General features: G+C 69.5%; 18 protein-coding genes. 4 read left to right on the top strand and 14 right to left on the bottom strand.

Annotated elements, in window-relative coordinates:
* Positions 1 to 67: 67 nt before the first annotated feature.
* Positions 68 to 1,063: an ABC transporter permease gene (locus MWN34_RS09960; protein ID WP_247028900.1), complete on the bottom strand. Its 996-nt coding sequence runs from the start codon at positions 1,061 to 1,063 to the stop codon at positions 68 to 70.
* A 393-nt stretch (positions 1,064 to 1,456) separates the two neighbouring features.
* On the opposite strand from MWN34_RS09960, the gene MWN34_RS09955 reads away from it, so the two are divergent.
* Genes MWN34_RS09955 through MWN34_RS09945 form a run of 3 tightly spaced genes read left to right on the top strand, consistent with a single transcriptional unit; the run spans position 1,457 to position 4,351 of the window.
* Positions 1,457 to 2,536: a LacI family DNA-binding transcriptional regulator gene (locus MWN34_RS09955; RefSeq protein ID WP_247028899.1), complete on the top strand. Its 1,080-nt coding sequence runs from the start codon at positions 1,457 to 1,459 to the stop codon at positions 2,534 to 2,536.
* A 52-nt stretch (positions 2,537 to 2,588) separates the two neighbouring features.
* Complete coding sequence (locus MWN34_RS09950; RefSeq protein WP_247028898.1) at positions 2,589 to 3,251, top strand: aspartate/glutamate racemase family protein; 663 nt, start codon at positions 2,589 to 2,591, stop codon at positions 3,249 to 3,251.
* A 38-nt stretch (positions 3,252 to 3,289) separates the two neighbouring features.
* A complete protein-coding gene (locus tag MWN34_RS09945) occupies positions 3,290 to 4,351 on the top strand; it encodes an aldo/keto reductase (protein WP_247028897.1) in 1,062 nt (353 codons plus the stop codon).
* Between the two features lie 12 nt (positions 4,352 to 4,363).
* Here MWN34_RS09945 and MWN34_RS09940 read toward each other — a convergent pair whose 3' ends face one another.
* The 10 genes from MWN34_RS09940 to MWN34_RS09895 all read right to left on the bottom strand — a co-directional run bounded on the left by MWN34_RS09940 (position 4,364) and on the right by MWN34_RS09895 (position 17,290).
* Positions 4,364 to 5,155, bottom strand: a complete 792-nt coding sequence (locus tag MWN34_RS09940) for a 2,3-dihydro-2,3-dihydroxybenzoate dehydrogenase (RefSeq protein WP_247028896.1) — start codon at positions 5,153 to 5,155, stop codon at positions 4,364 to 4,366.
* Positions 5,152 to 9,141: an amino acid adenylation domain-containing protein gene (locus tag MWN34_RS09935; RefSeq protein ID WP_247028895.1), complete on the bottom strand. Its 3,990-nt coding sequence runs from the start codon at positions 9,139 to 9,141 to the stop codon at positions 5,152 to 5,154. Before MWN34_RS09935 ends, MWN34_RS09940 begins: the two co-directional genes overlap by 4 nt.
* Complete coding sequence (locus tag MWN34_RS09930) at positions 9,138 to 9,449, bottom strand: phosphopantetheine-binding protein (protein ID WP_247028893.1); 312 nt, start codon at positions 9,447 to 9,449, stop codon at positions 9,138 to 9,140. The genes MWN34_RS09935 and MWN34_RS09930 overlap by 4 nt, the downstream gene beginning before the upstream one ends.
* A complete protein-coding gene (locus MWN34_RS09925; protein WP_247028892.1) occupies positions 9,446 to 10,108 on the bottom strand; it encodes an isochorismatase family protein in 663 nt (220 codons plus the stop codon). Before MWN34_RS09925 ends, MWN34_RS09930 begins: the two co-directional genes overlap by 4 nt.
* Positions 10,105 to 11,760, bottom strand: a complete 1,656-nt coding sequence (locus tag MWN34_RS09920; RefSeq protein ID WP_247028891.1) for a (2,3-dihydroxybenzoyl)adenylate synthase — start codon at positions 11,758 to 11,760, stop codon at positions 10,105 to 10,107. The genes MWN34_RS09925 and MWN34_RS09920 overlap by 4 nt, the downstream gene beginning before the upstream one ends.
* Positions 11,757 to 13,064, bottom strand: a complete 1,308-nt coding sequence (locus tag MWN34_RS09915; RefSeq protein WP_247028890.1) for an isochorismate synthase — start codon at positions 13,062 to 13,064, stop codon at positions 11,757 to 11,759. Before MWN34_RS09915 ends, MWN34_RS09920 begins: the two co-directional genes overlap by 4 nt.
* A gap of 24 nt (positions 13,065 to 13,088) precedes the next feature.
* The gene (locus MWN34_RS09910; protein ID WP_247028889.1) at positions 13,089 to 14,276 is read right to left on the bottom strand and encodes a YncE family protein; all 1,188 of its coding nucleotides are present in this window, start codon (positions 14,274 to 14,276) and stop codon (positions 13,089 to 13,091) included.
* 122 nt (positions 14,277 to 14,398) lie between these two features.
* On the bottom strand, positions 14,399 to 15,538 hold the full coding sequence (locus MWN34_RS09905; protein WP_247028888.1) for an ABC transporter substrate-binding protein: 1,140 nt from the start codon (positions 15,536 to 15,538) through the stop codon (positions 14,399 to 14,401).
* 440 nt (positions 15,539 to 15,978) lie between these two features.
* Positions 15,979 to 16,449 carry a Ros/MucR family transcriptional regulator gene (locus tag MWN34_RS09900; protein ID WP_247028887.1) on the bottom strand — a complete coding sequence of 157 codons (471 nt, stop codon included), beginning with the start codon at positions 16,447 to 16,449 and terminating at the stop codon, positions 15,979 to 15,981.
* Positions 16,450 to 16,642: 193 nt separating this feature from the next.
* Positions 16,643 to 17,290, bottom strand: coding sequence for a TenA family protein (locus tag MWN34_RS09895; protein ID WP_247028886.1), 648 nt, complete (start codon positions 17,288 to 17,290; stop codon positions 16,643 to 16,645).
* Between the two features lie 403 nt (positions 17,291 to 17,693).
* Between MWN34_RS09895 and MWN34_RS09890 the strand changes: the two genes are divergently transcribed.
* Complete coding sequence (locus MWN34_RS09890) at positions 17,694 to 19,115, top strand: aminotransferase-like domain-containing protein (protein WP_247028885.1); 1,422 nt, start codon at positions 17,694 to 17,696, stop codon at positions 19,113 to 19,115.
* 105 nt (positions 19,116 to 19,220) lie between these two features.
* Here MWN34_RS09890 and MWN34_RS09885 read toward each other — a convergent pair whose 3' ends face one another.
* The 3 genes from MWN34_RS09885 to MWN34_RS09875 form a co-directional block, all read right to left on the bottom strand.
* Positions 19,221 to 19,997: an SDR family oxidoreductase gene (locus MWN34_RS09885; protein ID WP_247028884.1), complete on the bottom strand. Its 777-nt coding sequence runs from the start codon at positions 19,995 to 19,997 to the stop codon at positions 19,221 to 19,223.
* A gap of 545 nt (positions 19,998 to 20,542) precedes the next feature.
* A complete protein-coding gene (gene ilvD / locus MWN34_RS09880) occupies positions 20,543 to 22,378 on the bottom strand; it encodes a dihydroxy-acid dehydratase (RefSeq protein ID WP_247028882.1) in 1,836 nt (611 codons plus the stop codon).
* A 422-nt stretch (positions 22,379 to 22,800) separates the two neighbouring features.
* A complete protein-coding gene (locus MWN34_RS09875; RefSeq protein WP_247028880.1) occupies positions 22,801 to 23,271 on the bottom strand; it encodes a YbaK/EbsC family protein in 471 nt (156 codons plus the stop codon).
* Between the last annotated feature and the right edge of the window lie 150 nt (positions 23,272 to 23,421).

Raw genomic sequence — 23,421 nt, 5'->3', positions numbered from 1 at the left:
CCTCATATGTCCGGGGCAGCGCGTGAGGGATTCGCAGCCGCCCGGTGTCTTCATTCCAGATGCGTCTTCATGCCGGCTTCTTGCGACGGCCCGGCGTGAGCAGGCCGACGAGGTCGTAACGGCTGACGGCAAGGAAGGCGAGAAGGAGGGCGCCCCACGCGAAATCGCGCACGAAGTTGGACAGCCCGCCGAAATTCAGCATGCTCGAGAGGAGCTGTAGCGCGATTGCCGCCATGACGACGCAGATCACCCGGCCATACCCCCCCTCGGGCCGCACGCCGGCCATGACCGCGATGAGGATCGCGATCAGCAGGTAGGACGTGCCGTAGTCCCACTTCACATTGACGTTGCGCGCGGCGATCACGACACCCGCGAGCCCCGAAAGCATGCCGCTCATGGCATAGGTCGCAATCAGCACGCGGTCCTTGGGAAAGCCGGCATAGGTGGCAGCCTTGGGATTGGTGCCCATGAGCATCAGCCAGAGGCCGAAGGGCGTGAACTTCAGCAACGCGGCGATCAGCGCCGCGACGGCGACGAACAGAACGAAGCTGACCGGCACGCCCAGCAGCATGCCGTTGCCGATGCTGGCCAATGGTTCGGGGCTGCCGACCGTCACCGCCCGCCCGTCCGAGACCACGACGGCGATGCCGGTGAATGCCATCTGCGTGCCGAGAGTGCACAGGATGGGGGTGATGTTGAGCCGGCTGATGAGCAGGCCGTTGATCATGCCGCCCAGGCAGCCGACGATGACAGCCACCAGCATGAAGGCGATCGAGAAAGCGAACGCGCTGTCCGTGCTGGAGATCAGCGCTCCCACCAGCACGGCGGACAGCACGCTCGACAGATTGGCCAGCGCGATGCCGGACAGGTCGATGCCGCCATTGCCCGCGCACATGGCGAGCATCACGCCGATGGCGAGGAACCCGATCTCGGGAAGCTGGCTGGTCATGGACTGAAGATTGAAAAGGGAGAGAAAGCTGCCACCGGAAATCGCCGCACCCGCCGCCAGCAGGAGCACGTTGATGCCAATGAGCATGACCAGCTGCCCGCCGGTGGTCCGCATGGTCGCCCTCCCATATGTTTTTTAGTAAATTTGGACCAGCTTCACTAAATTTGGTAGCAAAGCGACGGAGGCGGCGCAAGCCGCTTTTGAGGCAGCGGGGCTCGATCCTTAGGTGGAGATGTGAGGCGAGGGTAGCGAGCGGAAATGGGGCATCACTGCTGCCATTTTGCCCGAACGGTTGACCAGTCGCTCATTGTGTAAGCAATGCTTCACTAATCAGCGCCTTTGAACGCCATTTCCCGAGCGGGCACGCGTCTGAATCCGATACGAAAAAGGGGAGAGCGGGCGGTCATCGGGGCTTGGCATTGGGTCAAAAGAGAGTAGTAATTTTTACTAAACAAGATGCCGCCATCCTCGGATATGGCGGTCCCAAGGGCGGAATCAGTTCGGGCCATGGCCGACAGGAAACCTCTGACCATTCGTGACATTGCGCGTGCGGCTGGCGTCTCGCCGTCCACCGTTTCGCTGGTGCTGAACGGCAAGGGCGAGATTTCCGGGATCACCCGGGCGCGGGTGATCGAGGCCGCGGCCCGGCTGAAATACGTGCCGCGCGCGAAAGGGCGGCTGGACGCAGCGGAAACCATTCGTTTTCTCAAGATCGCGCGCCATGGCCACACGGTGAACCGCGATCACAGCGTCTTCATCTCCGATTATATCGACGGCATGTCGAACGAGGCGACCCGCCGCGGCTACACCCTTGAGGTGGTGAGCTTCGAGGCGCAGAACGCCGCTGCCATTGCCGAGACGCTGGCGGGCTCGCCGATCAGCGGGGTGATCGCGCTCGGCACCGAGCTGTCGGAGGTCGACATCGTCACGATCCAGGCCGCCGGCGTGCCGACGGTGTTCATCGACACCTTCCATGACGTGGTCGATGCCAATTTCGTCAACATGAACAACGAGGATGCGGTCCACAAAGTGCTGTCGCGGTTCCGCGATCACGGCTTCCGCCGCATCGGCTTCGTGGCGAGCCATGTCGAGACCACGAATTTCCGTCTGCGGCAGGAGGCCTTCCTCGCCAATATGGCGCGTCTCGAACTGCCGGTGGATCCGCGCCATGTCGTCTCGGTCGAATCCACCTTCGACGGCGCCTATATGGACACGCTGGCGCTTCTGGCGGCGGGTCCCGATCTCGCCGAATGCTATTTCTGCACCAACGACGTCATCGCCTATGGCTTCATCAAGGCGCTGCGGGAGTTCGATATTCGTATCCCCGAGGATGTCTCGATCATCGGCTTCGACAATCTGCCGCTCAGCTCCACCATGGAGCCGTCCCTCACCACCATCGATGTGTCGAAGCGCAAGATCGGTTACCTCGCCGTCACCCTGCTGGACGACCTCATCCATGCCGGTGAACCCCAGCTTCCGGTGAAGATCCTCGTGGGGGCCGAACTGGTGGCGCGGATGAGCGATGTCCGTTTTCCGCCGCCCCCGAAACCGGCCACGCGTGCCCGGCGCAGGACGGGCGCAGCGTGAGGCGGTTCGCTTGCAGGGGCCGACACCCGGTCCGTTGATCGTCGGAGAACATATGCCGCGTCTTGCGCTGATCCACACCGTCCCCGCTCTCATTCCCCTATTCCGCCCGCTGGTCGAGCAGGCCATGCCGGGCTGGCAGAGCTACAACGTCGCCGATGAGAGCCTTCTTCAGGACACGATCCGCGACGGCGCGGTCGGGCCGGCCACGATCCGTCGCCTCACCGGCTATGTGTTCGGCGCAGCAGAGGCCGGTGCCGATGCGATCGTCGTGACCTGCTCCACGCTGGGCGGCATCGTTGACGCGATCCGCCCCCTCCTTCCGACGCCGCTGTTCCGCATCGACCGCGGGATGGCGCTCGCGGCCATCGGGCAGGGCGAGCGCATCGGTGTCCTTGCCACCTTGCCGACCACGCTGGAGCCGACCTCATGTCTGGTCGGGGAGGCTGCCCGTGCCGCGGGCCGCAGCTGCACGGTCGTCGAGCGCCTCTGCGCCGGGGCGTTCCAGACATTGATGGCAGGCGACCGCGCCGGCCATGACAAGGCCATCCGTGCCGCCTTCACCGAGCTCGCCGCCACGGTCGACGTCGTCGTGCTGGCGCAGGCGTCCATGGCCGGTGCGCTGGCAGGTGAGATGCGGGACACCGCAGTGCCCGTGCTGTCGAGCCCCGAACTCGGCATCGCTTATGTCGCGGCGCAGCTTGGCGCGATCTCCTGAAGGCTGACCTGCCTCATCCTCAATCCCGGAGCGAACCAATGAAATACAGGACGCTGGGCCGGTCCGGCCTCAAGGTTTCCGCCCTCAGCATGGGCACCTTCTCCTTCGGGGGTGTCGGCGACTTCGCCATGGTGGCCCGGCAGGGCGTCGCGGAGGCGCGCCGGCTGGTGGATGTCTGCCTCGATGGCGGCATCAATGTCTTCGACACCGCGAACATGTATTCGCTGGGTCGCTCGGAGGAGATCCTCGGCGAGGTTCTGGAAGGGCGCCGCGAGCGCGTGCTCATCTCCTCCAAGGCGCGGATGCGGATCGGCGAAGGGCCGAATGACGAGGGCGCCTCGCGCTTCCACCTCATCCGCGAATGCGAACGCAGCCTCAAGCGGCTGCGCACCGACCATATCGACATCTATTTCCTGCACGAATGGGACGGCACCACCCCGCTGGAGGAGACGCTCTCGGCGCTCGACGCTCTGATGCGGGCCGGCAAGATCCGCTACATCGGCTGCTCGAATTTCTCCGGCTGGCACATCATGAAGGCGCTTGGCGTTGCCGAGCAGAAAGGCCTGCCGCGCTTCGTCACCCAGCAGATCCACTACACGCTCGAGGCGCGCGAGGCGGAATACGAGCTTCTGCCGATCGCGATCGACCAGGGGGTCGACGTGATGGTGTGGAGCCCGCTTGCCGCCGGCCTGCTGTCGGGCGCGTTTACCCGCGATCGTGTCCCCGCCGATTCACGACAGGCTGCGGGCTGGAGCGAGCCGCCGATCCGGGATCGGGAAAGGCTCTGGGCCATCGTGGACGTGTTGACGGACATTGCCGGCGCCCGTGGCGCCACGCCGGCCCAGATCGCGCTGGCCTGGACCCTCACGCGGCCCGGGATCGCGTCGCTCGTGGTCGGGGGCACCGAGGAGCGGCATTTCCGCGACAATATCGCCGCAGCAGCTATCGAGCTGACCTCCGAAGAGCTCGATCGGCTCAATCGTGTCAGCCGGCCGGCTTATATCTACCCTTACTGGCACCAGCATAATTTCGCGGCCGACCGTTTCGGTGCCGGCGACCTGGCGCTGCACGGGGCCTATGAGGATCTTGGGAAGATCTGAAATTCCATTGGCTTAGGCGCGCAAGGTCGCGCCCCCGTCGACATAGAGGTCGGCCATGGTGATGTGGCCGGCCCGGTCGGAGAGCAGGAAGGCGACGGCGTCGGCGACGTCCTCCGGCGTCGCCAGCTTGGCGAGCGGGATGCCGGTCTTGAAGGCCTCCGGGTTGCCGGCAATAACCCGTTGCGCGCCCAGATCATTTTCCCACATGCCGGTCTGCATCGGGGTCAGCGTCGAGCCGGGGGCGACGATGTTGCAGCGTATGCCATGGGGCGCCAGTTCCAGCCCGAGGCAGCGGGTGAACATGGTGGATGCGGCCTTGGATGCGGCATAGGCGGCCATGGCGTGGCGCGGGATGCCCGCGGCGTTCGAGCTCACCGTGACGATGGCCCCCCGCCTTCGCGGCACCATCACCCGCGCCAGCGCCCGCGACACCCGGAACACGCCCGTCGTGTTGATGTCGAAAACGCGCTCCCATTCGGCGTCGTCTGTTTGCAGAATTGCAAGATTGGAGAGCACGCCGGCGACATTCGCTGCGAGGCCGATCGGTCCGATGTGGTGATCGATGAGTCCGATGAGATCATCCACCTCGAGCGTCGATCGGACATCCAGCCGACGGGCGACGACCCCGTCGCCGAGCTCGGCGGCGAGGCGCTCCAGCGGGCCCTCGTCGATATCGGTCGCCACCACAGTCGCTCCCTCGGCGTGAAGGGTACGGACCACGGCCTCGCCGATGCCGCCGGCGGCGCCGGTCACCAGCGCGACCTTGCCGGCGAGTCCGTTCGGGCGGGGGTGTCGGTCGGTCATGCGGTCAGCTCGGCTCTGTGGGACGCCTCGGCCTCGACGAGCGCGGCGGAGAGCAGCGGGGCGATGCGCGCCACGGCTTCCGGGCCGGTGAGGTGGGCGTGGAGGGAAGTGATGTCGTGCACGATGAGGCCGGCGGCGTAGGGGCGCCACAGCTCCGGCGTCAGCCTGCGCTCGTGATGGTCGAGCGCGGCGCGGAAATGGGTCAGCGTTCCGCCATAACGGCGATGGTGGTGACCCCGCACCAGCCGATTGTTGCCCGCCACCACCCGCACCACGCCGTCGAGCGCGGCGTCGGGGAGGCGGGCCAGCGCGCTGCCCGATGCGCGAAGGAAGGCGATGACGGCGGCTCGGTTCAGGGCGAGGGCCGGCAGCCGGTCGGGATCGTGGCCGGCAATGGCGAGCAGGGCCTTCAGCGCGCCGTCCTCGCCGGGGTCGGGTTCGGCGCGCCAGACGTCGCAGGGATAGGAATCCAGCAGCGCCACCGCCCCGACCGCGACGCCCGCCTCCGCAAGCTCCACCGCCACCGCCTGCGCGAGGATGCCGCCCACGGACCAGCCGGCGAGGTGGACCGGGCCGGCGGGGGTGATCGCCCGGATGCGCCGCGCATAGTCCGCGGCCAGTGCCTCGAGGCTCTCCGCCACCGGACAGGCGGGGTCGAGCGCGGGCGCCTGCAGGCCGTGAACGGTGCGGCGGGGGGCGAGGCTGCGCGCGAGCAGCCCATAGCACCAGGAAATGCCGCCGGCGGGGTGGATGACGAAGAGCGGGGGAGCTGTTTCGCCGGTTTCGCTTTCCGTCGCCAGCGTGATGACAGGGCCGAGCCCGGCATCGTCCGTGATGCCGGCGCCGGCCTCCATCAGCCGCGCCAGGGCGGCGATGCCGGGATGGGCGAACAGCGCGCCGAGGCCGGGATCGCGGCCGAAGGCCTGCCGCATCTTCAGGAGCAGCCCGACCGCATCGAGCGAATCCCCGCCCAGCGCGAAGAAATCGTCGTCCGGCCCGACCGGACCGTCGATCTTCAGATGCTCCGCCACCAGCCGGGCGATGCGCGCCTCGGTTTCCGTCATCGGGCGGGAGGAGCCGGCGGTGGCAAGGTCCGGCTCCGGCAGGGCGGCACGGTCGAGCTTGCCGTTCGCGGTCACCGGCAGCACCGGCAGCGGCACGATGGCCGTCGGCACCATGTGCTCCGGCAGCAGGGCGGCAAGCGCGGGCCGCAGCCCGGCGAGGCCGGCGTCCGCCGCCGGCACCGCATAGGCGACCAGCCGGGTCACGCCGCGCGCATCGGGCCGGGCCAGCACCACCGCCTGCGCGACGAGGCCGGTGTCCGCGATGGCGGCCTCGATCTCGCCGAGCTCGATGCGGATGCCGCGGATCTTCACCTGATGGTCGGAGCGGCCGAGATAGACCACCGCGCCATCCTCCCGCACCCGCGCGAGGTCGCCGGTCGCGTAGGTGCGTTCCCTCGGCCGGAACGGGTCGGGGCGGAACCGTTCGGCGGTAAGGTCCGGCCGGCCGAGATAGCCGCGCGCGAGCTGCACGCCGCCGAGATGAAGCTGGCCGGCGACACCCGGCGGGCTCACCCGGTCGCGCCCGTCCAGCACGTAGAGCCGGGTGTTCCACACCGGGTGGCCGATCGGCACCGGCCGGGAGCGGTCCTGCGGCCCGGCGGGCCAGAAGGACACGTCCACCGCCGCTTCCGTCGGGCCGTAGAGATTGTGCAGCTCGCCCGCCATCGTGCGATGGAAGCGCTCGCGCAGCTCCGCCGGCAGTTCCTCGCCGGAGCAGAACACGCGAGCCAGAGCGAGGCCCCGCACCGCCGGCTCGGAAAGGAAGGCGGCGAGCATCGAAGGCACGAAATGCAGCGTGCCGACGCCGTGATCGCGGATCAGCCCCGCCAGCGCCACCGGATCGCGGTGCGCGCCGGGCGGGGCGATGACGAGGCGGCTGCCGGCGATGAGCGGCAGAAAGAACTCCCACACCGAGACGTCGAAGGTGGCCGGCGTCTTCTGCAGGATCACGTCCCGCGCGCCGATGCCGTAGTGGGCCTGCATCCAGATGAGGCGGTTGACGATGGCGCGGTGCTCGATGACGACGCCCTTGGGCTCGCCGGTCGAGCCGGAGGTGTAGATCACATAGGCCGCATCCTCGGGACGGGGCGGTACGGGGCGAGCGCCCGCCTGCGCCCCATCCACGTCTTTCCGATCCGTTTGCTCCCAATCCTCCGGTGCCAGTACCGCGACGGCAAACCGGGCGGCGTCCGCAGCCTGCGCCAGAACGAGGCGCGGCGCGGCGGAGGAGAGGATGCGGGCAAGCCGGGCGTCCGGCTGTTCGAGGTCGAGCGGCAGATAGGCGGCGCCGGCCCGCAGCACCGCGACCAGGGCGACCAGCAGGTCCAGCGAGCGCGGCAGGGCGATGGCGACGAGATCGCCGCGCCCGATGCCGCGTCCCGCGAGTTGCCGGGCGAGCGCGGCCGAACGGAGATCGAGCGTCCGGTAGTCCATCGACGCGGCGCCGAAGGTCAGCGCCACGGCGTCCGGCCGGGCCGCCATGGTGGCTTCGATCAGTGCCGCGAGCGTTGTGTCCGGCACCGCGTGGTCGGTGGCATTGAGCGTTTCGACCAGCCAGTGCTGCTCGGCTGGGCTTACGCTCGGCACCTCTGCGAGCCGGGACGCGCCGATGGCCGCCGCTAGGAAGGCGGCGAGCCGGCCGGCATGGCCTTCCGTCTGCCGGTCGTCATAGAGCCGCGGATGGGCGTCGACCTCGAGGCGCAGCCCATCGGTGCCATGGCTGCGGAAGGTGAAGGTGATGTCGTCCACCGGCCCGGTGCTGAGCACCTCCAGCCGGGCGTCGAGTCCCCCGAAATGCGGCGTCTCGTCGAAAGGCAGCACATTGATGAGCGGGCCGTAGAGCCGATGCCCCGCGCCGACCAGCCGGAGGTCGCGGCGCAATTGCTCGGAACGGTAGCGACCGTGGCGCCGGGCCTTCACCAGCGCGCGGCCCACCGCGGCGACGAAGGCGGGGAGCGGGGCGTCCTCGTCGGGGGTGACCCGGAGCGGCAGCACGTTCATCAGCATGGCGAGGCTGCGCGCCGCCGGACTGCCGAGCCGGGCCATGTGCGGCACCCCAACCAGCGCCTCGGCGGTGCCGGTGTGGCGCTGGCAATAGGCGCCGGCGAGCGCAGTGAGCGCATCCGGCCACGGCACGCCGGCCTCGCCCGCCAGCGCGTTCAGCCCGGCGACGGTCGCGGCCGGCAGATCGAGCGCGGCGCGGCGGAAGGCGGGTGCCCCTTTCCCGATCGGCGAGGGCTCCGGCGCCGTGACGGAGGAGAGGCCGGCCGCCTCCGGCCGGTCGGCGAAGGCCTCCTGCCAGAAGGCGGCGTCGGCCGCGCGCCGGGGCGCGGCGCGGTAGGCGTCGTCCTCCGCGAAGGCGGCCTCGAGCGGGGCGAGCGGCGCGCCGGCCGGCTCGCCGGTGCGCGCGGCGTTGTAGAGGCTCGCGACGCGGCGGGTCAGCAGGATCATGCCGTAGCCGTCCACCGCGAGATGGTGGATGCGCTGGTGCCAGACGTGGCGGGCCTCGCCGAGGCGATAGAGCGTCGCGGCGGCGAGGGGATCGCGTGCCGGGTCGGTGGGCCTCGCCATCTCGGCGGCGATGGCGGCTTCGGCTTCGGCCAGCGGATCGGCCGCCACGCTCACATCGCGGAAGGCGAGGCGGGGGCGGCGGGCCTCCTCGACGCGCTGCCGGGGGCCGGCGGGCGTCCCGACGATGGCGAGTGCCAGCGCGTCGGCCTCGGCAAAGGCCTGCGCCAGTGCGTCGGCGAAGGCGGCACGGTCGAGCGGGCCGGTCAGCTCGACATATTGCCCGGTGTTGAACAGCGGATTGGCCGGTTCGCGCTCCTGCGCGAACCACAGGCCTTCCTGGGCCTCGGTCAGCGGGCGCAGCCCGTCCGCGCCGGCGTCTGCCCCGGAGGCGGAGCGCTCCGCGCCGCTCATCCGTCCGCGCGTCCGGCGGCGGGCTGGCCGGCCTGCTCGGCCATGCGGCGGGAGACGATCGCCCACCAGCCGTCGAGCGTGGGGTGCTCGGCGAATTCGGAGAATTCGAGGTTCAGTCCGCCCTTGCTCCAGCCGAGCACGAGGTTCATGGCCCGCATGGAATCGAGCCCGAGGTCCATCAGGCTGTCTCCGCCGTCGATCGCCTCGGGCGCCTCATGCAGCATGGCGGCGATGTCGGCGCGCATCGCCTCGCGGGTCAGCGGCGCGGCCGGGGCTTCGAAGCGGCGGATCTCGGTCGGGTCGATCATGCGAAAACCTCAAGGATCGCGCGGGTGGAGAGCGGCACGCCGCACACACCGGCGAGATAGGCGAGCGCGCCGTCCTGCTTCTCGCGGGAAAAGTCGCCCAGCGCATCGGCGGCCATGAAGGGCTCGATGTCGCGCATGAAGGCGTCCGCCGCCGTCAGCAGGCAGCCGATATGGGCATAGACCCCGCAGATGACGAGCTGGTCGCGCCCGCGCACCCGCATCAGCGTTTCCAGATTGCTGCGCTGGAAGGCGGAATAGCGGTGCTTCACCAGCACGAAATCGTCCGCCTCCGGCGCCAGTTCCGGGATGATGGACTGGTGGCCGGGCGCGCGGCTCATGCCGGGCCCCCACAGCTCGGCCTGCAGGCCGCGGTCGCGGCGGTCCTGGTTGCCCTCCTGCGCGGTGTAGAACACCGGGATGCCGGCCGCGCGGGCCGCCTGCGCCAGCGCGGCGATATGCGCCACCATCGGGGCGAGCGGCGCGGCGTCGGGGGCGAAGACGCGCAGGAAATAGGCCTGCATGTCGTGAATCAGCAAGGCCGCGCGGCGCTTTTCCAGCGCGAAGGGCGCGCGCGGGGCGGGTAGTTCCTCCTCGCGCGGCAGGGCGTAGGGCGGAACACTGGGCAGGCCAGGTGCGGATGCGGTGCCGGGGGTGCTCATGAGGAGGTCTCCTTCGCGGCCTGCGCCTCCAGGAAGTCGCGTCGCAGCCGGGCGCGCAGCTCCTTGCGGCTGACCTTGCCGACCGCAGTGGTGGCGAAGGCCGGCACGAAGACGATCTGGTCCGGCACCTTGAAATCGGCAAGCCCGCGCCCGCGCACAAAGGCCTTCAGCGCCGCCGCCTTCGGCGCCTCGCCGGCGGCAATCACGAACGCGCAGCTCCGCTCGCCGAGGAACGGGTCGGGCAGCGACACCACGGCGGCATCGAACACCTGCGGATGGGCGAGGAGATGGTCCTCGATCTCCTCGGCGGACACCTTCTCGCCGGCGCGGTTGATGTGGTCGCCGGCCCGGCCCTGCACCACCAGATAACCGCCGGGCCGCCGGGCCACGATGTCGCCGGTGCGGTAATAGCCGTCGGGCGTGAAGGCGCGGGCATTGGCACCGGGATCGTTGTGGTAGCCGCGAATGGTATAGGGCCCGCGCGTCAGCAGATGGCCGGGCTCGCCCTCCGGCACCGGCCGGCCTTCGTCGTCCAGCACCAGCACCTCGTCGTCGGCGCTGATCGGGCGGCCCTGGGTGCCGGTGATGATCTCTTCCGGGTCGTCGAGGCGGGTGTAGTTCACCAGCCCTTCTGCCATGCCGAACACCTGCTGCAGGGTGCAGCCCAGCACCGGGCGCACCCGGCGCGCGGCCTCCGGCGTGAACTTGGCGCCGCCGACCTGAAGCACCTTCAGGCTGGAAAGGTCGTGCGCGCTGTTCGGCGCCGCCTGCAGCCAGAGCAGAGCGAGCGGGGGCACGAGGCCGGTCATGGTCACCTTCTCGCGGGCGATCAGCGGGAAGGCGGCCTCCGGGCTCGGCGAGGGGCTCATCACCACCGTGCCGCCGGCATCCAGCACGCCCAGCACGCCGGGCGAGCTCATCGGGAAATTGTGCGCGACCGGCAGGGCCGCGAGATAGACACTGTCCGGGGTGAGCCCGCAGATCTGCGCGCTGGCCCGCACCGAATAGAGATAATCGTCATGGGTGCGGGGGATCAGCTTGGACAGCCCGGTGCTGCCGCCGGAAATCTGCAGGAAGGCGACCTCGGAGGGGGCGGGCTCGGCAGGCAGCGGGCCGGCCGGCTCCGGCAGCGCGTCGAGCGCGGTGAAGCCGGCGTCGGCGGGAGCGTCGTCGCCGATGACGATCACATGCTCCAGCGCGGGCAGCTCGGCGGTGACCATTCGCGCCAGCGCGCGGTAGTCGAAACCCTCATGCCGGGCGGCGATGATGTAGCCGCGTGCTTCGCTCGCCCGGGCGAGATGGAGCACCTCGACCTGCCGGTGGGCGGGCAGCGCATAGACCGGCACCAGTCGGGCGAGGAACAGGCCGAAGATCACGGACAGGAATTCCGGAATGTTCGGCACCTGCACCACCACCCGGTCGCCGGGTTCGAGCCCCTGCGCCAGCAGGCCGCCGGCAATGCGCGTCGCGCGCGCGGCAAGCTCGGCGTAACTCCAGCGCTGCTCTCCACCGACCACGGCGGTGCGTGCCGCGAAACGGGAGGCGCGGGCACGCAGGAAGGCGGGGAAGGTCTCGCCGGTCCAGATGCCGGCGTCGCGGTAGCGGGCGGCGAGGTCGGGGGGCCAGACCTGTTGCAGAGGGGTCGTCATCATGTGTTCTCCGCGGGGCGGGCCGTGGCCGGCGTGTCGTGCGGCGGCAGCGCGCTCGCGGGCACGCCGAGCGCGGCCAGCAGCGCCGCGAACTTGGCGCCGGTTTCTTCTGTCTCCGCCACGGGATCGGAGCCCGCGACGATGCCGGCCCCGGCGAAGAGGCGGGCCCGGCTGCCGCAGACATCGGCGCAGCGTATGGCGACCCACCAGTCGCCCTCGCCCGCCGCGTCGCACCAGCCGACCGCGCCGGCATAGAAGCCGCGCGGCTCCGGCTCGAGCGCGGCGATGGCGGCGGCGGCGGCGGCGCGCGGGGTGCCACACACCGCCGGTGTCGGGTGCAGCAGGGCGGCGAGGGCGAGCGACGAGGTTTCAGGATCCTTCAGCCGCCCCTCGATGCGGGTGCCGAGGTGCCACATGCTGAGCGTGGAGGCGAGGGTGGTTCCCTCCGGTGCGCCGAGCTCGCGGCAGAGCGGGGCGAGCATGTCGAGGATCGCCTCCACCACCACGCCATGCTCGCGATGGTCCTTCTCCGAGGCCAGCAGGGCTTCGGCGGAGGCGCGATCGGCGGCGGAATCGGCAAGCCGCCGGGCCGAGCCGGCCAACGGATGCGAGGTGACGCGATCGCCGCGTCGCGAGACCAGCAGTTCCGGGCTGGCCCCCACCAGATGGCGCGTCGCCGTGGCGGCTGCCATGCGCGCATCGGCGGGCAGCGGCACGCAGAAGGCGGTGACGGCCGGATCGGCGCCGAGCCGGCGCAGCAGGGCGGCGATGTCGATGGGCCGGTCGGCTTCCAGATCGAGCCCGCGGGCGAGCACGACCTTGCTGAGCGCCCCGGCGTCGCCGAGTTCTCCTGCGTCGTCCCCCGCGCCGGCCGCGATGAGGGCGAGCGCCCGCGCCACGGCATTGCGATAGGCGCCGGCGGAAGGTCGCTCGCCCAGCCGCCAGCCGCCTGCGGGAAGAGGGGCGGAGGGAGGGGTGGCGGACTGCGAGGCGGCTCGTAGCGCCTCGGCCGGTGCGAGGGCCTGCGGCTGGTAGAGATGGGGGGCCTCCGCCACGTCGAAGGGCAGGGCGCCGACCAGCAGGCGAGGGCCTTCGGAGAGGTGCCGGAGAAGATGCGCGGCATCGGCCGCCACCCGGCCGGGGGCGGTGTGCAGCACCTGCCGGCAGCCCTGCGCGACGATCGTCGCGCCGCGGCTTCTCACCACGAAGGAGGCACCGGCCGGCCCGTTCTGCGCGCTCTCCGCCGGGCCGCCCGCTGGTTGCACGCGCGGCTCGGCCGGCGCCTTGCACCCCGTCTGCTGTGTCATGTCCATTCCGCTACCGGCTGCCCGTCAGGGCGTCACCAGGGTGACGGTGTCGCCATAGGGGTCGATCATCGGGGCAGGCCGGCCGCCGGGACCGCCCGGACCGCCGGCCGGCGGCGCGCCCGCAGGAGCCGCGCCCGCAGGAGCCGCAGCGGTAGCGCCGGGAGCGCCCGCCGGAGGAGCGCCCGCCGGGGCCGGGCCTTCCGCCGGGCGCGGGGGACGCATGCCGGTCTTCACCTTGTTGGTGACGAAGATGCCGCCGCCCGCCTTGTCGATCGCCACGGTGTTCGGCATCGAGCCGGTGACGACATTGGCGACGACCTTCAATTCCTTGCCGTCGACGATGCTGACATAGCCGCCGCGGCGATTGGCGACGAAGGCCAGGTTGCGGGCCGGGTCATAAGCGACGCCGAGCGCGCCCTCGCCGGTGGGGATGGTGGCGAGCACGGTGCCGTCATCCGCATTCAGCACGGTGAGGTCGTTGCTCTCCTGATTGGCGATGAACAGGCGGTTGCCGTTCGGGTCGTAGGCGACGTTGATCGAACCCTTGCCGCCCGTCGGCATGTCCTTGACCACTTTGCCGGAGGCGAGGTCGACGATGTGGACCTCGTTGTTCAGCATGGTGATGACGAAGAGGCGCTTGCCCTTCGGATCGAGCGCGAGGCCGGAGACGCCGGCCGGCAGGTCGGTGATGGTGCCGGCGAGTTCCTTCTTCGCGCCGTCGACCACCCAGACCTCGCCGGCGGTCTCGCCGCGGGTGAAGATGCTGACATAGGCCCGGTCGGCGTCTTCATCCACGAGAACCTCGCGGACATGGGACTTCTCGCCTTTCTTCACCGTGCCGACCACCTTGCCGGTGGCGAGGTCGATGATGGCGAGTACGCCGTCGCGGGTCTGGGTGCCGTAGAGGGTCTTCGTCTTCGTGTTGATGCCGAGGCCGAAGACGGGATCGTCGCCGAGCGCGATGGTTTCCTTCACCTCGAGCGTCTTCGGATCGAGCGCGAGGATCTTGCCCTGGTCCGATCCGCGCGGGCCGGTGGCGGCGACATAGACCCGGTCATTGCCGACGACGACCTCATAGAGCCCGTCCGCCGGCTTCACCGACTTCACCACCTGCGGCTCGGCCTCAGCGTAGGCCGGCATCAGCAGGAAGGCGGCGGTGGCGAGCAGGCCGGCCCGCAGGGACAGGCGGGGGGCGAGAAGGGCGAGGGACATGCGAGGGGTCTCCATGAGGTGAGGCGGCGTGGCCGCCGCCGGGCGCGCGGCGAGGTCGGGCGCGGGGGCGGCGATGGCTTCAGCCGTCAGGCAAGGTTGAGCCGTCGTTCGAGGTCGGTCCGTCAGTCGAGGTCGATCCAGTTGGGGCCGGCCACCGGCACGGCGAGGAAACGTTCGTTCAGGGTGCGCTGCACCTCGTCGGCCTCGGCTTCGCTGAAGAGGTCGGGCCGGATCCAGGCGGCGAGGATCTGCGCGGTGACGATGTCGAGCGGCGAATTGAGGAGCTGGTGCGACAGGCCGTGAACCCGGCCTTCGCGCACCGCCTTCAGCGCGGCGAAGCCGGGGCGGGCGACGACGCCCTGAAGGGTGTGGCGCGCCACGTCGGGCGGGAATTCCGGTCCCACCGTCAGGCCTGCCGTGCCGGCCATGTGGGCGCCCCCCGTCGCGATGTAGACCTCCGGGTCCTGCGCGATGACATATTCGAGGTTCAGCTTGCCGAAGGCGCGGGGAATGACGGCCGCGCCGATATTGTCGCCGCCGGCGAAGGCAATGAGGTCGCCCACATTGCCCTTGCCCGGCGAGTTGCAGCAGTCATCCGTCTGCGCGGCGTGCGGCTCCAGGAACACCGTGGGGGCCGGCTTCGGCGAGGCCGCGATGCGGGCGCGGATCGCCTCCAGCTTTTCGCGGCGATAGGCGAGGAAACGCTCGGCCGCCTCCTGCGCGCCGGTCGCCCTGCCGAGCAGCAGCAGGCTCGGCTCGGTGTTGGTCAGCGGGTGGATGAAGAAGTCGATGACCATCACCTTGATGCCGGCCGCCTCCATCGTGGCGCGGTCGGCATCGGACGGCTGGGAGCCGAGCGAGAACACGGCAACGTCGGGCCGCGCCGCCAGCACCTGCTCGACCGACAGCTTGCCGGCCGAGGAGGCGACCTTGGCGAGCCGGTCGATCGCCGGGAAGCGCGCCGCGTAGTCGGCATAGGTACGCTCGCCGAAGCGATTGATGTCGCGCGGCCACGCCGCGAGCACGGCGACGGGATCGCGGTGCAGCAGCGACAGCGCCGTGAGGAAGCGCCCGTCGTCGATCAGCAGGCGATGGGCCGGTGCCTCCAGCGTCACCGTGCGGCCAGCCACGTCGGTGAGCACGATTTCGGCCTGCGCACGCCCAAGCGTAAGCACGGCAGCCGTGAAGAGGAGCAGGGCGACGAAGGTCGGCCTCACCAGATCTGCAATTCGGTCGGGATTGAGCGGGAATGTGACGCGCATGGTTCACGAAGCTGTCAGCAAGATGGCTGGCGAGCTATCCGGTCCGCATGCGGAAAAATCAACTTAAATATTTGTAAGGACAAGTGGAATTATTAAAAAGAACTGCCTGTAAGATTTACATTTGAGAAAATATAAACTGACGGTCCGTCCTGGGTCTCCACTGCGCCTGATGTGTCGCGAAGCCGCGCGGTTGCTCGGCTGAACGCCGGAGCGTCGCATGTTCGCGCAGGCCCGTTCCGCCACCTGTCGACGGCCTTCGGACTGCATGGGGCGCGGGCTGCTGCCATGTGGGAGGCAGCCATGCGTCGGCCGGGGATTGCCGCAGGCATCCGACGGGGGCGGCCGACAACAAAACGGCCGGCGCTGTCCACGCCGGCCGTTTTGTAAAGATGGAGGGCCGAACCGCATCCCGGTGGATGCGGCTCGCGCGGCTGGCCCACTCAGGCAGCGGTCGCCTTGCGACGGCCGCGCGGCTTGGCGGGGGCCGGGGGCGGAACCGGCTTCTTGCGCTGCTGGCCCAGGCCCATCTTCTTGGCGAGATTGGAGCGCGCCTCAGCATAGCTCGGGGCGACCATGGGGTAGTCGTTCGGCAGACCCCACTTCGCGCGGTATTCCTCGGGCGTCATATTGTATTTGGTCCGCAGATGACGCTTCAGCGACTTGAACTTCAGCCCGTCTTCAAGACAGACGATAAATTCCGGAGTCACCGACTTCTTCACCGGAACCGCCGGCTTCAGCACTTCTTCGGTTACCACAGGAACCGGAGCCCCGAGACGGAGGAGCGCGCCATGAACCTTCGCGATCAGGTCAGGCAGCTCGGTGGCCGGAACCGAGTTGTTACCCACGAAAGCGGCGACGACATCGGCAGTAAGGCCAAGATAATCGGCGTTCGACGCGTCTTGTTCGGACATTCATCTTCTCCATTTCACTCAGAATCGGTGTAGTCAGTTTATGTTCGAAGGTCAACGTACCGGACAAGATAAACGTGGCGAAAGAGCAGATGAACCTTCGGATAAGGCAGGACGATTCTGAGCCGAATGACGGTTCGGCAGCAGATATCCGTTCGCAGAGACGTGAACCGCCCTGTCTTAAAGGAACACCGGCTCAGGAGTAGACGTGGTCGAAGAAAGCCCGTTCCAGTTCCACTGCACGGCGGAAGAAGGCGCGCGCGGGGGCGGCGCGCTCCGGGTTGAGCGCCCCGCCGACCCGGTCGAGCTCGCTGCGCAGCCAGCCGACGAAATCGCGGAAACCTTCATTGTTGTGCAGCGTAATCCATTCGGCGTGCACGAAGTCGCGCGGCAGGGGGCGGCCGGGCTGGTCGGCCCAGTCGAGATACAGACCTTCCGCAACGTTCAGCACCGCGAGGCAGGAGGCGTAGTCGAGGCTGCGCGCCGCCTCCTGCATCAGCGCCTGGAAGGCCGTGGTTTCCGGGGAGAGGACTGGTCCGTCGCGCTCGGCCTGCGGCACGTCGAGCGCGTCGAAGGCGCGCTGGAAATAGGTGTTCTCGTCGCTCACGATCATCGCCGCGAAACGGGCGAAGCGGATGCGCGAGGAAAAACGGTCAGCACTGGCGATCGCGGCGCCGATGAGCGCGGTGAAACGGTCGATGAACTGGTAGTCCTGGATCAGATAGCGCCGCATCACCTCCGGCGATACGCTGCCGCGGAAGATCTCTTCGACGAAACGATGCTGAACCGCGGCGTTCCAGTTCTCGCTATTCTCCGCGCGGAGTTCTTGGGCAAAATCGGACATCGGACACCTTTCCTGTCGTCGCGGACACAAGGTCCAGAGCTTTCCCGCGAAAGTCGAGCGCCTTTCGCCATCGGAACATGCCGCGGACCATCCGTTCCGGAGCGATGTCCTGCCGATCAGGCGCGTTGATCTGGTCGGACGGCTCTATGGCTGCTTCGTGTCCTCCCGTCGAGGCCGTCGCCATGCGCAAGCCCGATGCCGGCAGGCGGCAGCCGCAAGGCCGGTCGCGGAGCCTTCGATAGCCGGGAGAGGGCGAAGCTGGCGTGTCGTGATGACAGCACCGGCTTGCAACATTATACGGTCAATCCAGTCGCCGGCATCGTTCCAGCCGCACGCCGCCTGCGAACGGACTGCCGGCGAGAGAGCGCCGACCACCGGGTGCTGACGACAGGGTGCTGACTCCATGGCCGACTGGATTCCCGATCTCTCCCGCTCCGACCGGCCGCGTTATGTCGCCCTCGCCGATGCGATCGCCGAGGATGTGACGGCCGGCCGGCTGGCGGCGGGCGACCGGCTGCCGCCGCAGCGCGCGCTCGCCAAGGCGCTGGATATCGACTTCACCACCGTGGCGCGCGGCTATGTCGAGGCGCAGAAGCGCGGGCTGGTGGAATCCCGCGTCGGGCAGGGCACCTTCGTGCTGCGCCAGCGGCGGGAGCCGCCGCGTCCTGTTGGTCCCGCCATGGTCGATCTCACCATGAACCTGCCGCCGGAGCCGGACGATCCGGTCTTGCTGCAGCGGATGCAGCAGGGGCTGGCGGAGGTGGGGCGCGATCTCGTCGGCCTGCTGCGCTACCAGAGCTTCGGCGGCGCGCCGGCGGACAAGGCGGCGGCGCTGGGGTGGCTCGGCCGCCGGGGGCTGGCGCCGGCCCCTGAGCGGGTCTTCGTCACGCCCGGCGCCCATGCGGCGCTGCTCGGCATCCTCACCCTTCTGGCGAAGCCGGGTGAGGTCGTGCTCTGCGAGGCGCTGACCTATCCGGGCCTGCGGGCGCTGGCCGCCCGGCTGCGGCTCGATCTCGTCGGCCTGCCGATGGATGAGGAGGGCATCGTGCCGGACGCTCTGGCGCAGGCCTGCCGCGCCCTGCGTCCCCGGGCGCTCTACCTCAACCCCACCCTTCACAACCCGACCACGCTGACCCTTCCCGCGCCGCGCCGCGAGGCCCTTGCCGAGGTGGTGCGCGGCCACGGGGTGCCGCTCATCGAGGACGACGCCTATGGCTTCATTCCGCCGGAGGGGCCGCCGCCGTTCGCCGCGCTGGCGCCGGAGCTGACATGGCACGTCGCGGGCCTCGCCAAATGCATCGGCGCGGGGCTGCGCGCGGCCTATGTGGTGGCGCCGGAGGCGCGGGCCGGCTGGCCCTTCGCCGCCGTGCTGCGCGCCGGCAACGTGATGGCCTCGCCGCTCACCGTGGCGCTGGCGACCCGCTGGATCGAGGACGGCACCGCCGACGCACTGCTGCGTTTCATCCGCGAGGAGAGCGCGGCGCGCCAGAAGATCGCGGCGGAGGTTCTTGCGCAGGCGCAGCTCCCGCCCGGCAGCGTGCGGGCCGATCCGTTGGCCTTCAATCTCTGGCTGGAACTGCCCCAGCCCTGGAGCCGCGCGGCCTTCGCCCAGCACATGCAGGCAAGCGGCGGGCAGGCAACGGGCGGGCAGGGGGGTGCCATCGGGGTGGTGGGCAGCGATGTCTTCGCCGCCGACGGCCGCCCGCCGGAGGCGGTGCGCATCTGTCTCGGTGGCCCGGTGGACCGCGCCACGCTGCGTGGCGCGCTGGACTACATGGCCCACACCCTCGCGGATTCGCCGGCGGCGGCCGCGACGGTGCTTTAGCGTCCTTCACCGTTTAACGGAACCGATGAAAGGCTTGAACGCATCGGCTGATCGTATCTTCTTCACGCGAACCGGCATCCACGTCGCTCGAACATGCTCGAGCGGCTACATCCGCACCGTCTGCCCGCCATCGACCACCAGCACATGGCCGTTGACGAAGGAGGCCTCGTCGGACGCGAGGAACACGGCGGCGGCCGCGATCTCCTCCGGCCGACCCCAGCGGCCCGCCGGGACGCGGACATCGACGAAGCGGGCGAAATCGAGATTCTCGACGAGGTGCCGGTTGGTCTCGGTGGCGAACATGCCGGGCGCGATGGCGTTGCTGGTGATGCCAAGCCGCGCATAGTCCACCGCCAGTGCGCGCATCAGCCCGGTGAGACCCGCCTTGGCGGTGGTGTAGACCGGGTCGTCGCGATTGGCGACATGGCCGGCGATCGAGGTGACGAAGATGATCCGCCCATGGGTCTGCCCGGCCATGATGTCGGCTGCGGCGCGGGTCAGCAGCATGGGGCCGACGAGGTCGGCCTCCAGCAGCGCCCGGGCTTCGCTTTCGGTGAAGGCGGCGAGCGGGCGACGGTCGCGGGCGCCGACATTGTTGACGAGGATGTCGAGCCGCCCCTGACGGGTCACGAGATCGGCGATCGCCTCGCGCCCGGCCTCGCCGTCGGCGATGTCGAAGGCCGCGGTCGCCACGCTTTGTCCGCTGGCCTCGCCGATGGCGGCGGCCGCCGCCTGCAGCCGCCCGGCGTCGCGCCCGGTGATGGTGACGCTCGCCCCGGCGAGCGCCAGTGCCTTCGCCATCTCGAAGCCCAGCCCGCGCCCGGCCCCGGTGACGAGCGCGACCCGCCCGGTGAGGGAGAACAGCGCGGGAATGCGAGTCATCGGGCGGCTCCGTGCGATAGAGCATTTTCGAGCGACGTGGATACCGGTTCGCATGAAGACAATGCGATCAGTCGGTACGCCAGAGCCATCCATCGATTCCGTGAAACGATGGATGGCTCTGGCGCGGTGGGATCACCATAGGCCCGCGCGGCGGCAATGCCACCCGGTTCCGCGAGGAAGGAAGGGTTCGCCGGAGGTGCCGCTCCCACAGGGCCGTCGCCCCGGCCGTAGCGCAGCGGAGAGCCGGGTGCGGCGAGCGGGAGAATGAGAACGGGCTGCGCCGGCCGCCCCGCAGCCATCCGGCGCCTGGCCGGCGAGGAGGTGTTCCCGGTCGGCGAAGAGGTGTTCCCGGTCGGTCGCGGTCCCGGCTTTCCGCTGTTATGGACGGGTTGGCGGGGAAGGAATGCGTGCCGGGCATCGGGTGCGGCGCGAGCGCCGGCTAGGGAGGCGGATGGCGAGGAGGCGGAGGGCGAGGAGGCGGAGGGCGAGGAGGCGGAGGGCGAGGAGGCGGATGCGCTCCCCGTCCTCTCCATCTCACGTCCATCTCATTCCGGCAGCTTGCGAACGGCGCCCTTGTCGGCGGAGGTGGCGAAGGCGGCATAGGCCTTCAGGGCGGTCGTCACATTGCGGGCGCGGGGCTCGGCGGGCTTCCACCCGGCCTTGTCCTGCGCGGCGCGGCGGGCGGCGATCTCCTCTTCCGGCACGGCGAGGCGGATGATTCGGTTCGGGATGTCGATCTCGATGGGATCGCCGTCGCGCACCAGCCCGATGGTGCCGCCATTGGCGGCTTCCGGAGAGACATGGCCGATGGACAGGCCCGAGGAGCCGCCCGAGAAGCGCCCGTCGGTGACCAGCGCGCACAGCTTGCCGAGGCCTTTCGACTTCAGATAGCTGGTCGGGTAGAGCATCTCCTGCATGCCGGGGCCGCCCTTCGGGCCCTCATAGCGCACGATGACGACCTCGCCGGCCTTCACCTGATTGCCGAGGATGCCCTTCACCGCCGCGTCCTGGCTTTCGAACACCTTGGCCGGGCCGGTGAAGGTCAGGATGCTCTCGTCGACGCCGGCGGTCTTCACGATGCAGCCGTCCACCGCGAGGTTGCCCTTCAGCACGGCGAGGCCGCCATCCTTCGAGAAGGGATGCTCGACCGAGCGGATCACGCCGTTCGCGCGGTCGGTGTCGAGCTCGTCCCAGCGGGAGGACTGGCTGAAGGCGACCTGGGTGGGCACCCCACCCGGCGCGGCCTTGAAGAAGTCGCGCACGCTCTCGCTGGAGGTGCGGGTGATGTCCCAGCGGTCGATGGCCTCGCCCAGCGTGGGCGCGTGCACGGTCGGGCAGTCGCGGTTGATGAGGCCGCCACGGTCCAGCTCGCCGAGGATCGACATGATGCCGCCGGCGCGGTGCACGTCCTCCATGTGGACGTCGTTCTTGGCGGGCGCGACCTTGGAGAGGCACGGCACACGGCGCGAGAGCTGGTCGATGTCGTCGAGGTTGAAGTCGATCCCGCCCTCATTGGCGGCGGCCAGGATGTGCAGAACCGTGTTGGTGGAGCCGCCCATGGCGATGTCGAGCGCCATCGCGTTCTCGAAGGCCGGGCGGGAGGCGACCGAGCGCGGCAGCACCGAGGCGTCGTCCTGCTCGTAATAGCGGCGGGCGAGGTCGACGATGAGGTGGCCGGCCTCGACGAAGAGGCGCTTGCGGTCGGAATGGGTGGCGAGCGTCGAGCCGTTGCCCGGCAGCGAGAGGCCCAGCGCCTCGGTGAGGCAGTTCATCGAATTGGCGGTGAACATGCCCGAGCAGGAGCCGCAGGTCGGGCAGGCCGAGCGCTCGATCACCTGCACGTCCTCGTCGGTCACGCGGTCGTCGGCGGCCGCGACCATGGCATCCACAAGGTCGAGCGCGACCTTCTTACCGTGCATCACCACCTTGCCGGCCTCCATCGGGCCGCCGGAGACGAACACGGAGGGGATGTTGAGGCGCAGCGAAGCCATCAGCATGCCGGGGGTGATCTTGTCGCAGTTGGAGATGCACACCATCGCGTCGGCGCAGTGCGCGTTCACCATGTATTCGACGCTGTCGGCGATGAGTTCGCGCGAGGGCAGCGAGTAGAGCATGCCGTCATGGCCCATCGCGATGCCGTCATCGACCGCGATGGTGTTGAATTCCTTTGCCACGCCGCCGGCATTCTCGATCTCGCGCGCGACCAGCTGGCCGAGGTCCTTCAGGTGCACGTGGCCGGGCACGAACTGGGTGAAGGAGTTCACCACCGCGATGATGGGCTTGCCGAAATCGCCGTCCTTCATGCCTGTGGCGCGCCACAGGCCGCGGGCGCCGGCCATGTTGCGGCCATGGGTGGTGGTGCGGGAGCGATAGGCGGGCATCGTTCGTCTCCAAAAGGCGGGTCGCGGCGCGGGGTCGAGGCGCGTCGGGACGGTGTTCGTCGGCAGCATCAATCCTTGGCACGGCTTATGCTCCCGCGCGCGGCAGGCCGCAACCCGCCTTTTTGAGCGATTACAGGATCTTGAGTACGAAAATACCGCGCAGCCGACGACCGCGGCGGCTTCGGCTCACATTCCGCACGGTTCCGCAGCTCCTGCGTGCAATTGGCCTTGCCAGCCGCCCGGCAGGTGCGAAGCTGCAACCGGTTCGCTTCGGTGCGAACCGGGTCCGGGTGCCGGGGGGCAATCCGGATCGGTCACGCCGGCAGCCCTCGGCATGGGAAGCCCTCGATGCGGTGTCCTTCGGGCGCCCGTCGCGGGGTCCCGCGCCGAGGGTTCGCGGCGGGCCGGCTATCGCGTGCCGTTCAGCCTTCGATGGTCTGGCAGACATCCACCCATTCGGCCCCGGTGATCGCGGCCATGCGTTCGGGCGCGATGCGCAGCGCCGCGTTCCGGGCGCCGGCGGCGGGCACCACCTCGTCGAACGCCTTCAGCGATACGTCGCAATAGACCTTCAGCGTGCTGGCGAGGCCGAACGGACAGACGCCGCCGACCGGGTGGCCGGTGACCTCCACCACCTCCTCCGCGCTCAGCATGCTGGCCTTTCCGCCGAACGCCGCCTTGGCCTTGCGGTTGTCGAGCCGGGCATCGCCGCGCGCGACCACCAGGAAGGGCTGGTCCCCGACCTTCAACGAGAGCGTCTTGGCGATCTGGCCGTGGCTCACGCCATGGCCCGCCGCCGCCTCGGCGACGGTCGCGGTGCTGGTGTCGAGCTCGACGATAGCGATGTCGGGGGCGTTCTCGGCGAGGAAGGCGCGAACGGATTCGAGGCTCATGGAACCGGCAGACCCTTTCATGCGGGAGGCCCGACAGGATGAGGCCGCGGCACCCGGGCTGGCAAGCCGCAAGGCGGCGGAGCGCTCATTCCCGTTGCGCATGACCTTTTGCCAAATTGTTTATTCTTCGGAATGAGGCCGGGGTCTATT

This window comes from Ancylobacter crimeensis (genome assembly GCF_023016805.1).
GTDB lineage: Bacteria > Pseudomonadota > Alphaproteobacteria > Rhizobiales > Xanthobacteraceae > Ancylobacter > Ancylobacter crimeensis.
Note: the sequence above shows the minus strand (reverse complement) of the source record. Positions and strands in the feature narration are given on the sequence as shown.

What these genes read in the sequence shown, in the direction of transcription:
- MWN34_RS09960 (WP_247028900.1), bottom strand. Translation starts at nt 1,063, where the DNA reads ATGCGGACCACCGGCGGGCAGCTGGTCATGCTCATTGGCATCAACGTG.
- MWN34_RS09905 (WP_247028888.1), bottom strand. Translation starts at nt 15,538, where the DNA reads ATGCGCGTCACATTCCCGCTCAATCCCGACCGAATTGCAGATCTGGTG.
- MWN34_RS09895 (WP_247028886.1), bottom strand. Translation starts at nt 17,290, where the DNA reads ATGTCCGATTTTGCCCAAGAACTCCGCGCGGAGAATAGCGAGAACTGG.
- MWN34_RS09955 (WP_247028899.1), top strand. Translation starts at nt 1,457, where the DNA reads ATGGCCGACAGGAAACCTCTGACCATTCGTGACATTGCGCGTGCGGCT.
- MWN34_RS09885 (WP_247028884.1), bottom strand. Translation starts at nt 19,997, where the DNA reads ATGACTCGCATTCCCGCGCTGTTCTCCCTCACCGGGCGGGTCGCGCTC.
- MWN34_RS09920 (WP_247028891.1), bottom strand. Translation starts at nt 11,760, where the DNA reads ATGATGACGACCCCTCTGCAACAGGTCTGGCCCCCCGACCTCGCCGCC.
- MWN34_RS09930 (WP_247028893.1), bottom strand. Translation starts at nt 9,449, where the DNA reads ATGATCGACCCGACCGAGATCCGCCGCTTCGAAGCCCCGGCCGCGCCG.
- MWN34_RS09940 (WP_247028896.1), bottom strand. Translation starts at nt 5,155, where the DNA reads ATGACCGACCGACACCCCCGCCCGAACGGACTCGCCGGCAAGGTCGCG.
- MWN34_RS09890 (WP_247028885.1), top strand. Translation starts at nt 17,694, where the DNA reads ATGGCCGACTGGATTCCCGATCTCTCCCGCTCCGACCGGCCGCGTTAT.
- MWN34_RS09945 (WP_247028897.1), top strand. Translation starts at nt 3,290, where the DNA reads ATGAAATACAGGACGCTGGGCCGGTCCGGCCTCAAGGTTTCCGCCCTC.
- MWN34_RS09950 (WP_247028898.1), top strand. Translation starts at nt 2,589, where the DNA reads ATGCCGCGTCTTGCGCTGATCCACACCGTCCCCGCTCTCATTCCCCTA.
- MWN34_RS09915 (WP_247028890.1), bottom strand. Translation starts at nt 13,064, where the DNA reads ATGACACAGCAGACGGGGTGCAAGGCGCCGGCCGAGCCGCGCGTGCAA.
- MWN34_RS09935 (WP_247028895.1), bottom strand. Translation starts at nt 9,141, where the DNA reads ATGAGCGGCGCGGAGCGCTCCGCCTCCGGGGCAGACGCCGGCGCGGAC.
- MWN34_RS09925 (WP_247028892.1), bottom strand. Translation starts at nt 10,108, where the DNA reads ATGAGCACCCCCGGCACCGCATCCGCACCTGGCCTGCCCAGTGTTCCG.
- MWN34_RS09910 (WP_247028889.1), bottom strand. Translation starts at nt 14,276, where the DNA reads ATGTCCCTCGCCCTTCTCGCCCCCCGCCTGTCCCTGCGGGCCGGCCTG.
- MWN34_RS09900 (WP_247028887.1), bottom strand. Translation starts at nt 16,449, where the DNA reads ATGTCCGAACAAGACGCGTCGAACGCCGATTATCTTGGCCTTACTGCC.
- ilvD (WP_247028882.1), bottom strand. Translation starts at nt 22,378, where the DNA reads ATGCCCGCCTATCGCTCCCGCACCACCACCCATGGCCGCAACATGGCC.
- MWN34_RS09875 (WP_247028880.1), bottom strand. Translation starts at nt 23,271, where the DNA reads ATGAGCCTCGAATCCGTTCGCGCCTTCCTCGCCGAGAACGCCCCCGAC.